Origin of the sequence: Brevibacillus formosus (assembly GCF_003013405.1) — a bacterium.
Lineage (GTDB): Bacteria > Bacillota > Bacilli > Brevibacillales > Brevibacillaceae > Brevibacillus > Brevibacillus formosus.
In genome coordinates, this window is record NZ_PXZL01000001.1 from 636,976 (window position 1) to 649,788 (window position 12,813).

The following is a 12,813-nucleotide window of genomic DNA, read 5'->3' on the forward strand; positions in this document are numbered from 1 at the left end:
CTTTTCTACTCTCAAAGAGAATGGATGAGGAAGATGAGAGCGGAGATTATCGCGGTAGGTACCGAGCTTTTGTTAGGCCAGATCGCTAACACCAACGCACAGTTTCTTTCTCAGAAGCTGGCGGAAATTGGAGTGGGAGTATACTTTCATACGGTTGTGGGAGACAACACGGAGCGATTGCTACAAGTGATTCGATTGGCATCAGGGCGATCTGATCTCGTCATTTTCACGGGTGGGCTAGGGCCGACTCAAGATGATTTGACGAAAGAGACCGTGGCGGGGCATGTAGGCATTGGATTGGAAACGAATTCAGAGGCCATGGAGAGAATTGAAAAATTCTTTTCGCAACGTGGGATTGTCATGACGGAGAACAATCGTAAGCAGGCGCTGGTGCTTTCTGGCAGCCATGTATTCTCCAATGATTTCGGGATGGCGCCGGGGATGGCGATCCGTCATGACAGTAGTACGTTCGTGCTGTTGCCGGGACCACCAAGTGAGCTGTATCCAATGGTCGAGAATTACGTGATGCCTTACTTGACTGATTTGCTCCCCGATAAACAAGTGTTTCATTCTCATGTCCTCCGGTTCTACGGAATAGGCGAATCCGCCTTGGAGGAAAAACTGCTCGATCTGATCGAAAAGCAGGACAATCCAACGATCGCGCCATACGCCAAAGAATTCGAAGTAACGCTGCGGATTACGGCAAGAGCTGCTACAGTCGAAGAAGGGGAAGCCCTAATCTTGCCTGTAGAAAAAGAAATTCTCAGCCGTGTTGGCCAGTATATGTACGGGATGGGGGAGAACTCGTCCCTGCATGATGTGCTGGTTTCTGAGCTGAAAAAGAGAAATGAGACGATTGCTTGTGCAGAAAGCTGCACAGGAGGATCAATTGCTTCGTTGATTACCTCTGTACCAGGAAGCTCGCAAGTGTTTCGCGGCGGGGTAGTCTGCTATACCAATGAAGTGAAGAATCAGCTGCTCGAAGTACCTGATTCCATTTTGCAAACAGATGGGGCAGTCAGTGAGAAAACAGCTCAATTGCTGGCTGAGCATGTTCGAGAAAAGCTGGGAGCTACTTACGGGATTTCTGTTACGGGAGTGGCAGGACCCGATCCATCCGAGGGCAAGCCTGTTGGCCTTGTTTACGTAGGGATCGCGGCTGAAGGAATGCCCACAGTTGTAAAAGAGCTGCGCCTTGCCGGAAGAAGGCACGCAATCGTTGGGCGTGCCGCTAAATACGCGTTGTTTTATGCGCTGCAAATGCAAAAAGAAAGGTGATTTTTTTCATGACGATTTTTTCCGATTTTCCTTTACATAAATCTATTCTGCAAGCGATTCACGATATGGGCTTCGAGGAGCCATCACCGATTCAGGCAGCTTGCATTCCAAAAGTTCTGGATGGCGGAGACCTGATTGGTCAAGCACAGACAGGTACTGGTAAGACTGCTGCGTTCGGGATTCCACTTGTAGAAAAGATTACGCCTGCCAATCGTGTACAAGCGATCGTGCTGACCCCTACTCGTGAGCTGGCTATTCAGGTTGCAGGAGAGCTCTTGCGCATCTCCAAATACAACAAAGTTCGTACGCTGCCAATCTATGGCGGACAGTCGATCGGACATCAAATTCGTGCACTGCGCCAAGGTGTACAAATCGTTGTAGGTACTCCTGGACGTGTTATGGACCACTTGCGCCGCAAAACATTGAAGCTGGATCACGTACATACACTCGTTTTGGATGAAGCGGATGAAATGCTGGACATGGGCTTCATCGAAGATATCGAGACGATCATCACACATATGCCAGAAGAGCGTCAAACCTTGCTGTTCTCGGCGACAATGCCGCCGGAGATCAAGCGTTTGGCTACCCGTTACATGAAACAGCCGCAAACGATCGCGGTGAGCCGTGAAGAAGTAACGGCGCCATTGATCGAACAGGTATACTACAAAGTGTTTGACCGCAACAAAGTAGAGAGCCTCTGCCGCATCTTGGACAGTGAGGATGTAGAGCTGGGTATCATTTTCTGCCGTACCAAACGCGGTGTAGATGAGTTGTCCGAAGTGCTGCAATCCCGCGGATACCTTGCGGACGGCTTGCATGGCGACTTGTCACAGGCACAACGTGACAAGGTTATGAATGCGTTCCGTGAGGGCTCGATTGAATTCTTGATTGCGACAGATGTAGCAGCACGCGGTATCGACGTAGGAAACGTCTCTCACGTAATCAACTACGATATTCCACAAGACTCTGAGAGCTACGTACACCGTATTGGCCGTACTGGTCGCGCAGGTCGCAAAGGAATTGCGATGACGTTGGTTACGCCTCGCGAAGTAAGACAGATGATGTTTATCCAAAAGCAGACAAAAGCACAAGTGCTCTCTCGCAATGTTCCTTCCCTGGAGGAAGTGGCTGAGCGCAAACAAGAGCAACTGCGTGAACAGTTGACTAGCCTTTTGGAAAGCGATGCAATTGCGGATATGTATCAAAAGGTAGCGGATGCTCTCGTAGGTCAATACCCGGCTGAAAAAGTAGCTGCTGCTGCATTGCACCTGGCATTCCATACAGAAGCAGGACAAGGGCAGGAAGTAGAAGCGTACAACTTCGGTGAGACGGGTGCAGCAAAAGGCATGGTTCGCTTCTTCCTGAACGTAGGCCGCAATGCGAACATGAAGCCACAGGATCTGGTACGAGAGATCTCTGAATCTGTTGGTATTCCAGGAAAATCAGTAGGTCGCATCGACATTTTCGAGAACTTCACGTTTGTTGAGGTTCCAGAAGAGGTAGCGGCATTCGTATATGAGTCACTCCGTCAAACACGCATCAACGGAAAACGAATCAATCTGGAGCCTGCAAAGCCTCGCGGAGCGAAGCGTTCCTAATTTGTTAGTACTGAAAAGCAGCCATTTCACTGGGAACAACCAGGAAATGGCTGCTTTTTTGCAATGCGAATATTTGTTCGCAAAAAATACTTGGCAAACACTTCTGTCTCGAGGTATGATGAAGACAAGCAAAACAGAAGCGAAAAATTGAAAGGGTGTGTACCATTTGTCAGATCGTCGCGCAGCTTTGGAGAGTGCATTGCGTCAAATAGAAAAGCAATTCGGTAAAGGTTCTATTATGAAGTTGGGGGAAGTTTCCAACGTTCAGATTTCTACTGTATCGAGTGGAGCGCTTGCTCTGGATATCGCACTTGGTGTGGGCGGATTCCCACGTGGACGGATTATTGAGATTTACGGACCAGAGTCTTCCGGTAAAACAACAGTAGCACTTCATGCGATCGCAGAGGTGCAAAGACAAGGCGGACAGGCTGCGTTTATCGATGCTGAGCATGCCTTGGATCCGGTTTACGCTGCTAAGCTGGGTGTGAACATCGACGAATTGCTGTTGTCCCAGCCAGACACTGGTGAGCAAGCGTTGGAGATCGCGGAAGCGCTGGTACGTTCTGGTGCGGTAGACATTATCGTAGTCGACTCCGTTGCGGCACTCGTGCCAAAAGCAGAGATCGAGGGCGAGATGGGAGATTCTCACGTAGGTTTGCAAGCACGCTTGATGTCCCAAGCACTCCGCAAGCTGTCCGGTGCCATCAACAAGTCCAAAACGATTGCGATCTTCATCAACCAGCTTCGCGAAAAAGTGGGAGTTATGTTCGGTAACCCGGAAACAACTCCAGGTGGACGCGCTTTGAAGTTCTACGCAAGTGTTCGTTTGGATGTTCGTAAAGCGGAATCTATCAAAATCGGCAACGACATTATGGGTAGCAAGACGAAGATCAAAGTTGTCAAAAATAAAGTGGCTCCACCATTTAAGGTTGCAGAAGTGGACATTATGTACGGCGAAGGTATTTCCAGAGAAGGTAGCATTCTCGACATCGGTTCTGAAATTGATGTCGTTCAAAAGAGTGGTGCTTGGTATTCCTTCAACGAAGAACGTCTCGGCCAAGGTAGAGAAAATTCGAAAGTCTTCCTGAAGGAAAATCCGCACATTGCATCTCAGATTGAAACAAAAGTGCGCGAATACTTCAGTCTGAACCCTGGCTCTGTTCCAGAAACTGAGCCGGTAAATGACCCAGAGCAAGATGAAGAGCCTACATTTGATCTGGATTAATGAAGAGTAGAAGAGCAGCCTGTCGATGAGACAGGCTGTTATTTTAGCTTTGCGAAGGAGTGAATCATCATGAAGAGCGGCCTGATTACTGCCGTTCATCGAGATATCAAACAAAAGCAACGCTACCATATCGATGTAGAAGGCGAGTATGCCATTACCGTACATGAAGACATACTGGTAAAGTACAACCTATTTAAGGGAACAGAATTAGATGAAGCTTTTTGCCGAGAAGTCCTGATAGCAGAAGAAAAGCATAAAGCGTATTTAGGTGCTTTGCGATACCTTGGCATACGCCCACGTACAAGCTGTCAGCTGCATTCTTATTTGGTAGAGAAGGGATTTTCTACGCAGATTGCCGAAGAGATATGCCAGCGTTGCAAGGATCACGGCTACATCGATGATGAAGCATTTGCGAAGCAATGGGTAGACGAGCGATTGCGTTTGAAGCCGCGGAGCCCGTATATGCTGCGTATGGAGCTTACTCAGCGTGGAGTGGACAGAGCGATTGTAGAGGATGCAGTACGTGGCGTGTCTAGGCAGGCTGAACTCGATGCTGCCCGCGCATTGATAGAGAAGAAGGCGCGACGCATAGAGGGGGCACCGAACCCCGATGAAGAACGCAAGCTGCTGTCCATGCTGATGCGCAAGGGATTCTCTCATGCGATCATTCAACAAATGCGTGAAGAATTGCGTCATAGAAGCGATAGTTAGGGCCAACTCTATTTGCATGATCTTGACAATTCTTGTTCACAAATAATAAAATAGGTTTGTATTTACTTGGTGTATCATAACTTTTTGTGATTTGCTCACTCGTTGCCTATGAAACAACTGAACAACCGTGCGAAAGCAGTACGGATTCAGCGGACCGAGTAAAATCGGTCTTGTTTTTTAGCCGAATGTTCAAATGTGAGAGCACTCCATGAAAAACAAATGCTTGGAAAGCGGGGAGATGTCTTACAATAAGGAGGTGAAACGAAAAAGCCTATGGATCCTATAATTACTGTTGTCATTGTGCTCGTTGCCCTGCTGATCGGCTTGGGTGCTGGCTACTTCACTCGTAAATCGATTGCGGAAGCGAAGATCTCCAGTGCAGAAGAAGCTGCACGACAGATCGTGGAGGAAGCCAAACGGGACGCCGAGGCCGTTAAGAAAGAAAAGGTGCTGGAGGCAAAGGATGAAGTGTTCAAGCTTCGATCCGAAGCGGAAACTGAATTGCGTGAGAGACGCAATGAGATCCAGCGTCAGGAACGACGAATTCTACAAAAAGAAGAATCGTTGGACCGCAAGATGGAGCAGTTGGAGCGCAAAGAAGAAGAATTATCCGAGCGTGACCGTGCCATCGCAGAACTGCAAAGCAAGGTAGAGCACTTATATAAAGAACAAGTATCAGAGCTAGAACGAATCTCCGGCTTGACGCAGGATGAGGCGAAGACGATCATTCTCACAGATGTGGAGAATACCGTCCGTCACGAAATGGCTGTGATGATCAAGGAGATTGAGACTCAAGCCAAGGAAGAAGCGGACAAGCGTGCTCGTGAGATCATTACGACCTCCATTCAACGTTGTGCAGCAGACCACGTAGCAGAAACAACCGTTTCCGTGGTTACGCTGCCAAATGATGAGATGAAGGGACGTATTATCGGACGCGAAGGACGTAACATTCGTGCCCTGGAGACGTTGACTGGTATCGATCTGATTATTGACGATACTCCAGAAGCAGTCATCCTGTCTGGCTTCGACCCGATTCGTCGGGAAATTGCCAAGACAGCGTTGGATAAACTGGTCGCAGACGGTCGCATTCACCCAGCTCGCATCGAGGAAATGGTGGAAAAAGCGCGTCGCGAAGTAGACGAGCGAATCCGTGAATACGGTGAGCAAGCAACGTTTGAAACAGGCGTTCACGGCTTGCATCCGGATCTGATCAAGATTCTCGGACGCTTGCGTTATCGTACAAGCTACGGTCAAAACGTACTGAAGCACTCTATGGAAGTGGCACATCTCGCCGGATTAATGGCGGCAGAACTGAAAGAAGATGTGAAGCTGGCCAAACGTGCAGGTTTGCTGCATGATATCGGAAAAGCGATTGACCATGAAGTAGAAGGTTCACACGTTGAAATCGGTGTTGAACTGGCTAAGAAGTACAATGAGCATCACGTAGTAGTGAACAGTATTGCGTCTCATCACGGTGATACCGAACCAACTTCCGTCATTGCTATGCTCGTGGGAGCTGCTGACGCTTTGTCTGCCGCACGCCCAGGTGCACGCCGTGAGACATTGGAAACATATATCAGACGTTTGGAGAAACTGGAAGAAATCTCTGAGTCGTTCGATGGCGTAGAAAAGTCTTATGCGATTCAAGCAGGACGCGAAATTCGCGTGATGGTTCAACCTGATAAGATTGACGATGCGGAAGCTACCCGTCTGGCACGGGATATCACGAAACGAATTGAAAATGAACTTGACTACCCTGGTCATATTAAAGTAACGGTTATCCGTGAAACACGGGCAGTTGAGTATGCAAAGTAAAGTGGCTGCGTGCCACTTTACTTTTTTTGTCGCACATCAATTGCTTGCGGAAGTCAAGTTTTCTAATGAGCAGAGGAATTGTGTATACTAGCAATGAGGTGATTTGGTAATGAAGTTGTTATTCATTGGAGATATTATGGGCTCGCCTGGCAGAGAGATCGTGAAAACATATCTGCCGTTACTAAAACGAAAATACAACCCTACCTTTATCGTAGCGAATGGAGAGAATGCTGCGCATGGTCGCGGGATCACAGAGAAAATTACCAAGGAGCTTTTCGAATGGGGTGTTCACGCGATTACGCTCGGGAATCATACGTGGGACCAAAGAGAAATTTTCGATTTTATTGATGATGAGCCGCGGATGATTAGACCCGCGAACTTCCCAGAAGGAGCTCCTGGAAAAGGGATTACATATATCAAGCAACCTGAAGGGGAACTAGCCGTTATTAATTTGATGGGGCGTACGTTCTTGCCACCGCTTGACTGTCCGTTCCAAATGGCTGACAAGCTAGTAGAGCAAGCACGGAAGCGTACGAAGCTCATTTTTGTAGACTTTCATGCCGAAGCCACATCGGAGAAGCAAGCAATGTCGTGGTACCTCGATGGAAAGGTAACAGCGGTCGTGGGGACACATACCCATGTGCAAACCGCTGATGAACGTATTTTGCCTCAAGGAACCGGATTTTTGTGTGATGTAGGAATGTGTGGCCCAAGTAACGGCATTTTGGGGATGGAACGCGAAGCTGTTATTAAGAAATTTTTGACGCAGCTCCCTGTTCGTTTTGAGGTAGCGCCAGATCCAGCACAGTTGAATGCGGTGCTGATTACGCTAGATAAAACGACTGGGCATGCGAAAAAAATGGAACGAATCAGAATTGACTCTGACCATCCGTTTATGGAATAATGGGAATAAGATTAGAATTTTTTGAATCTTTCAAGCGAGTTAGCAGGAATTTTTAGGGGTTATGCGAATATCATTCTAATGATGACAGGATTCCTATCAGACGGGAGGTTCAAAAAGGATGGAAGTATTAAAAGTTTCAGCAAAGTCTAACCCCAATTCCGTTGCTGGTGCCCTTGCCGGAGTTCTTCGTGAACGAGGAGCGGCTGAGATTCAAGCCATTGGCGCTGGGGCGCTTAATCAAGCTGTGAAGGCAGTAGCAATCGCACGAGGGTTCGTAGCGCCGAGTGGAGTTGACCTCATTTGTATTCCAGCCTTTACCGACATCGTGATTGATGGAGAAGAGCGAACTGCAATCAAATTAATCGTAGAACCCAGATGATACAACTGCAAATGCTTCACCTGCCTGTTTGTTCGAAGAATGAACAGGTTTTTTCGTTTGTCCAGAAGCATGACCTCCGAGGTTATCGAAGAGAAGGAGCATTTCCATATGAAAATCTTTGATGCGCATTGCGATGACTTTTATAAAGAAGACAAGCATACATTCTGGTTTTACCGCTCTTGAAAAAGGGAATGTAGACATACAAGTGCTTGCCTGTTTTGTCCCTTCTCAGGTGCCGTTTTGACGGCGTTTTCATACAGTACTAGAAATGATCGATATTTTTTATCAAAAGGTGGCGAGTGATAAGTTCCGCCCCCATTTTCACAAAGGGAGATTTGGCAGAATGCGTATTAAAGGGACAGAAAGGGGCTATTCTGTTTGTAGAAGGCGCGCATGCATTAGAAGAGAGCCTCGTTCAGCTACGTACGTGGTTCCGGCTTGGCGAACGAGGCATGACGCTGACCTAGAATCATGTCAATGCCCTAGCGAGTGGAAATGGAGATCCGAATCCAGGTGGACTTACTTCATTTGGACGAGAAGTGCTGATCCGGGATTCTGGGATGTACTAGAATACTCGAGAGCCCCAGTGATCGCTTCACACTCGAGCGTAAGAGGCATATGCAATCACTCTCGCAATTTGACGGACGAGCAAATTCGAGCGTTAATCGCCAATGATGGAGCGATCGGCTTGACGTTTGTAGACTTCTTTACCGTATCGGAGAAGCGTAAGGTCTGGATCGATGACTTGTTGCGCCACTTGGATCACATCTGCGCATTGGGTGGCGTAGACCACGTACGTTTTGGCTCCGATTTCGATGGGATTACCGAGACGTTTGGAGACATGGCATCCGCAGCAGATTACTCCCAGTTACTAGAAGCTTTGTTAAAACGTTATAAAGAGGCGGAAGTATTGAAATTTGTGCAATGAAATTGGTTGCGTGTTTTCGGAAACGTGCTACAATAAAGCATGAGGATATTAATGTACCAAGTTCAACATTAAAATTCAGGTCAAAAGTAAGTTGAGTAAAAGCACTTGCAATTTGACATGGACAGGACTACAATTGTTACTGTCTATGCACAGAAATGTCACATCTTATCAGTCTTTTCAAGGTGTGATAGGCAGCTTTTCTCACAGTCACTGAAAGGGTGGAATCTGAATGATTAGTCAACTTTCCTGGAAAGTTGGAGGACAGCAAGGGGAGGGCATCGAGAGTACTGGTGAGATTTTCTCGATGGCGATGAACCGGATGGGGTACCATCTGTATAGCTACCGTCACTTCTCTTCCCGTATTAAGGGTGGACACACGAACAATAAAATTCGCGTGAGCACAACGCCAATGCGTGCGATCTCTGACGATCTGGACATTCTCGTAGCGTTTGACCAAGAGACGATCGATTTCAATGCGCATGAGCTTCGTGAAGGCGGTATCATTATCGCGGATGCGAAATTTAATCCAAAGTTGCCGGACGGCTTGAAGCCTGTTCGCTTCTTCACTGTACCACTGACTGAGATCGCTGATGAGCTGGGAACTTCCCTGATGAAAAACATGGTGTCGATTGGTGCTTCCAGTGCCATCCTCGGCATTTCAGTGGAAAGCTACCGTCCCATCGTTGAAGATATGTTCCTCCGCAAGGGCGAAAAAGTGGTTGAAAAGAACATGGATGCCATTCGCCGCGGTTTTGATTTTGTAAATGAATTGACTGGTGGTCAACTGCCTGAGTTCCAAATGGAAAAGGCTGACCCACAAAAACAACTGTTCCTCATCGGTAACGATGCGATCGCTCTGGGTGCTGTAGCAGCAGGCTGCCGTTTCATGCCAGCTTACCCGATCACACCTGCTTCCGAGGTAATGGAATACTTGATTAAAAAGCTGCCTAAATTGGGCGGTACGGTTATCCAAACAGAAGACGAGATTGCTGCTGTAACAATGGCAATCGGTGCTAACTTCGCAGGTGCTCGTTCCTTGACTGCTTCTGCAGGTCCTGGTCTGTCCCTGATGATGGAAGCAATCGGTCTGGCTGGTATCACGGAACAACCAGTTGTAATCGTGAACACACAGCGTGGTGGCCCATCTACCGGTATGCCTACCAAAATCGAGCAATCCGATGTGAATGCTATGATCTATGGTACACATGGTGACATTCCAAAAGTAGTTATCGCACCAAGCACAGTAGAAGAGTGCTTCTACGATGCAGTTGAGGCGTTTAACATTGCGGAAGAATACCAATTGCCTGTTATCCTGATGACAGACTTGACACTGTCCTTGGGCAAACAAACAGTAACTCCATTTGACTACAGCAAAGTAGAAATCCGTCGCGGAAAACTGCTTGCTGGACAAGAATTGCCAGAAAAAGAGCAAAACGACCTGTTCAAACGTTATGAAGTAACAGAAGACGGCGTTTCTCCTCGTGTTATTCCTGGTCAAAAATACGGACTGCACCACGTAACTGGTGTTGAGCATGATCAAACGGGTCGTCCATCTGAGAATGCTGCAAACCGTATTCAACAAATGGATAAACGTATGCGCAAAATGGAAGGCGTCCTGAAAAACTTCAAAGGCGCTGTAACAGCAGATGCTCCTCACGCTGATGCGGATGTTCTGGTTGTGGGTATCAACTCCACAATTGGTACGATTCAAGAAGCAAAAGGCCGTCTGGAACAAGAGGGAATCAAAGTAAACCATGCACAAATCCGTTTGCTGCATCCGTTCCCAACTGAAGAAATCAAAGCACTCGTAGACAAAGCGAAGAAAGTCGTTGTTGTTGAGCACAACATCCAAGCTCAAGTAACAAACCTGCTCAAACAACACGTTGGAAACGCTGAAAAAATCGAATCCGTGCTTAAATATGACGGTAACCCATTCCTGCCGAAGGAAATCTATGCTGAAGTGAAGGAGCTGGTAAAACATGGCGACTATGAAAGAGTTTCGAAATAACGTTAAGCCAAACTGGTGCCCAGGCTGTGGAGACTTCTCCATCCAAGCGGCTATTCAACGCGCCGCAGCAAACGTAGGCCTGGAACCGGAAAATCTGGCGGTTGTTTCCGGTATCGGTTGCTCTGGTCGTATTTCCGGCTACATCAACTGCTATGGTTTCCACGGTATTCACGGACGTTCCCTGCCAATCGCACAAGGTGTGAAAATGGCGAACCGCGAGCTGACAGTTATCGCAGCAGGTGGTGACGGGGATGGTTTCGCGATCGGTATGGGCCATACTGTACACGCTATCCGTCGTAACATGAACATCACGTACATCGTAATGGATAACCAAATCTACGGTCTGACAAAAGGTCAAACCTCCCCGCGTTCTGCGACTGGTTTCGTGACCAAGTCTACACCGGCAGGTTCCATCGAGTCCTCCATTTCTCCAGTTGAACTGGCGCTGTCTGTAGGTGCGACATTCGTTGCTCAATCCTTCTCCAGCGATCTGAAGGGCTTGACTGAACTGATCGAAAAAGGTATCCAACACGAAGGCTTCTCCTTGATCAACGTATTCAGCCCTTGTGTGACCTACAACAAGGTAAACACGTACGACTGGTTCAAAGAGAACATCGTACCAGTAGACACGATCGAAGGATACGATCCACATGACCGTATCAAAGCAATGTCTACCTCTATGCAACACAAAGGCCTGATTACAGGTCTGATCTACCAAAATACTGAGCAAAAACCTTACGAAGCTCTCGTAAATGGCTTCAAAGAAGAAGGTTTGGCTAACCAAGACATTCGTTTGTCTGAAGAAGACTTCGAAAAATTGGTTAAAGAATTTGCTTAAGTTTGATAGAGTGAAAAACCTCTCCTTAACGGGAGAGGTTTTTTTGTTACAGGCGATCGCGCCACTGCCTGTACACGAGCATGACAAGGAAAAAGACAACCAATTGACCGAAGAGTGGATACAGGAAACGGAGAAGCGCGCTAAACCCGATAAAACTGATCGAATAGCAAATGAGCAAAATTCCGAGTATAATAGTCGGACCTCGAAGGGGGATAACTTGTCTAATCTGTTGGGCTAGACCAAATACGTTTGCCACAAGAGTCGAGAAAATTTCGGCATATACCAATAGGGAGAACAAAAAGGGAATAGTTGGTCCCAAGTCTTGCAGCACAGCGATCATGGGCATTTCCGCGTGATGGATTCCCGGCATTTTTACAGACAGAGAAGCGTAAGCGAGCAAGAGCAGAAGGCCGATTCCCAAGCCTCCTATGATTCCCCCCAGAATGAGAGGCTTCTCGCTTGTACTCTGTCTGCCCATCGGAATCAAAACCGCTTGTGTAAGTGTGACATTTAAGGCAACATAATAAAAGGGAGAGCTAAGCCACGCCCAAGGCCGTAACGATTCAACGACGACACCCGTATCTAACCATGGCTTCGTATAAAGGAAGACAAGTACAGTAAAGCCAATGAGCATCGGTACAAAAATGCTGTTCACGTGATGGATGGCGAACAGCCCTTTTTTCGTCACGAAAAAAATCAAAATCATGCTAAACCAAATGCCGATTTGGGGGGATAATCGAAAAGACTCCCAAAAAATCGCACCGGTAGCAGCGAGCATGACGGAGGTAGTGCCTAGCAATACGGTTAGAAGCAAAGTATTAAATACAGTGCCAAACGGATGCCCAAATAAATAGGTGCTGACCTCTTGATAGGAATCGGCCTGAATCCGATAGGCAATCAGCATGACGCGGATGCCGGCCCAAATAAACAGCGTCGTCGCCAGAATGATGCCAACTAAGCCTTGTGTTCCATATTGAACAAAGAACTCTACAATTTCTTTGCCTGAGGCAAAACCAGCTCCTACGACTGTCCCAATATACGTAAAAGCGATCTGCCATGCGGCTCTCCATGTTCCTTGCATCTCAGACCTCCTGTCCCACCTTATTCCATCCTATGAGAGGGAGTGAAC

At 47.5% G+C, this 12,813-nt stretch carries 12 protein-coding genes; 11 read left to right on the plus strand and 1 reads right to left on the minus strand.

The features are described 5' to 3' along the window. Positions 1 to 33 precede the first annotated feature (33 nt). The 11 genes from C7R91_RS03075 to C7R91_RS03120 all read left to right on the plus strand — a co-directional run bounded on the left by C7R91_RS03075 (position 34) and on the right by C7R91_RS03120 (position 11,684). Complete coding sequence (locus C7R91_RS03075) at positions 34 to 1,278, plus strand: competence/damage-inducible protein A (RefSeq protein WP_047067772.1); 1,245 nt, start codon at positions 34 to 36, stop codon at positions 1,276 to 1,278. An 8-nt stretch (positions 1,279 to 1,286) separates the two neighbouring features. Continuing rightward, entirely contained in the window at positions 1,287 to 2,876 is a 1,590-nt protein-coding gene (locus C7R91_RS03080; RefSeq protein WP_016743381.1) for a DEAD/DEAH box helicase, read from the plus strand. 166 nt (positions 2,877 to 3,042) lie between these two features. Next, positions 3,043 to 4,101, plus strand: a complete 1,059-nt coding sequence (recA, locus tag C7R91_RS03085) for a recombinase RecA (protein WP_047067770.1) — start codon at positions 3,043 to 3,045, stop codon at positions 4,099 to 4,101. A 69-nt stretch (positions 4,102 to 4,170) separates the two neighbouring features. Further along, positions 4,171 to 4,812 carry a RecX family transcriptional regulator gene (locus C7R91_RS03090; protein ID WP_047067768.1) on the plus strand — a complete coding sequence of 214 codons (642 nt, stop codon included), beginning with the start codon at positions 4,171 to 4,173 and terminating at the stop codon, positions 4,810 to 4,812. Between the two features lie 273 nt (positions 4,813 to 5,085). Further along, complete coding sequence (gene rny / locus C7R91_RS03095; protein WP_007719154.1) at positions 5,086 to 6,627, plus strand: ribonuclease Y; 1,542 nt, start codon at positions 5,086 to 5,088, stop codon at positions 6,625 to 6,627. Between the two features lie 109 nt (positions 6,628 to 6,736). After that, positions 6,737 to 7,531, plus strand: a complete 795-nt coding sequence (locus tag C7R91_RS03100; protein ID WP_016743384.1) for a TIGR00282 family metallophosphoesterase — start codon at positions 6,737 to 6,739, stop codon at positions 7,529 to 7,531. 118 nt (positions 7,532 to 7,649) lie between these two features. Continuing rightward, entirely contained in the window at positions 7,650 to 7,910 is a 261-nt protein-coding gene (spoVS, locus tag C7R91_RS03105; protein WP_003385776.1) for a stage V sporulation protein SpoVS, read from the plus strand. Between the two features lie 335 nt (positions 7,911 to 8,245). After that, the gene (locus C7R91_RS29620) at positions 8,246 to 8,377 is read left to right on the plus strand and encodes a dipeptidase (RefSeq protein WP_236697792.1); all 132 of its coding nucleotides are present in this window, start codon (positions 8,246 to 8,248) and stop codon (positions 8,375 to 8,377) included. A gap of 119 nt (positions 8,378 to 8,496) precedes the next feature. Further along, positions 8,497 to 8,838, plus strand: a complete 342-nt coding sequence (locus tag C7R91_RS29625) for a dipeptidase (RefSeq protein ID WP_236697791.1) — start codon at positions 8,497 to 8,499, stop codon at positions 8,836 to 8,838. Positions 8,839 to 9,067: 229 nt separating this feature from the next. Further along, positions 9,068 to 10,846 carry a 2-oxoacid:acceptor oxidoreductase subunit alpha gene (locus tag C7R91_RS03115; RefSeq protein ID WP_047067763.1) on the plus strand — a complete coding sequence of 593 codons (1,779 nt, stop codon included), beginning with the start codon at positions 9,068 to 9,070 and terminating at the stop codon, positions 10,844 to 10,846. Next, positions 10,818 to 11,684 (plus strand): 2-oxoacid:ferredoxin oxidoreductase subunit beta, encoded by an 867-nt coding sequence (locus tag C7R91_RS03120; RefSeq protein WP_047067761.1) that lies wholly within the window; start codon positions 10,818 to 10,820, stop codon positions 11,682 to 11,684. Before C7R91_RS03115 ends, C7R91_RS03120 begins: the two co-directional genes overlap by 29 nt. Before the next feature lie 46 nt (positions 11,685 to 11,730). Here C7R91_RS03120 and C7R91_RS03125 read toward each other — a convergent pair whose 3' ends face one another. Beyond that, the gene (locus tag C7R91_RS03125) at positions 11,731 to 12,765 is read right to left on the minus strand and encodes a YkvI family membrane protein (protein WP_047067760.1); all 1,035 of its coding nucleotides are present in this window, start codon (positions 12,763 to 12,765) and stop codon (positions 11,731 to 11,733) included. Positions 12,766 to 12,813: the final 48 nt, after the last annotated feature.

Bases quoted from the DNA above. Each gene is read 5' to 3' on its own strand.
- C7R91_RS03100 (WP_016743384.1), top strand. From the start codon at position 6,737: ATGAAGTTGTTATTCATTGGAGATATTATGGGCTCGCCTGGCAGAGAG.
- C7R91_RS03075 (WP_047067772.1), top strand. From the start codon at position 34: ATGAGAGCGGAGATTATCGCGGTAGGTACCGAGCTTTTGTTAGGCCAG.
- C7R91_RS03115 (WP_047067763.1), top strand. From the start codon at position 9,068: ATGATTAGTCAACTTTCCTGGAAAGTTGGAGGACAGCAAGGGGAGGGC.
- C7R91_RS03125 (WP_047067760.1), bottom strand. From the start codon at position 12,765: ATGCAAGGAACATGGAGAGCCGCATGGCAGATCGCTTTTACGTATATT.
- C7R91_RS03080 (WP_016743381.1), top strand. From the start codon at position 1,287: ATGACGATTTTTTCCGATTTTCCTTTACATAAATCTATTCTGCAAGCG.
- C7R91_RS03120 (WP_047067761.1), top strand. From the start codon at position 10,818: ATGGCGACTATGAAAGAGTTTCGAAATAACGTTAAGCCAAACTGGTGC.
- spoVS (WP_003385776.1), top strand. From the start codon at position 7,650: ATGGAAGTATTAAAAGTTTCAGCAAAGTCTAACCCCAATTCCGTTGCT.
- rny (WP_007719154.1), top strand. From the start codon at position 5,086: ATGGATCCTATAATTACTGTTGTCATTGTGCTCGTTGCCCTGCTGATC.
- C7R91_RS03090 (WP_047067768.1), top strand. From the start codon at position 4,171: ATGAAGAGCGGCCTGATTACTGCCGTTCATCGAGATATCAAACAAAAG.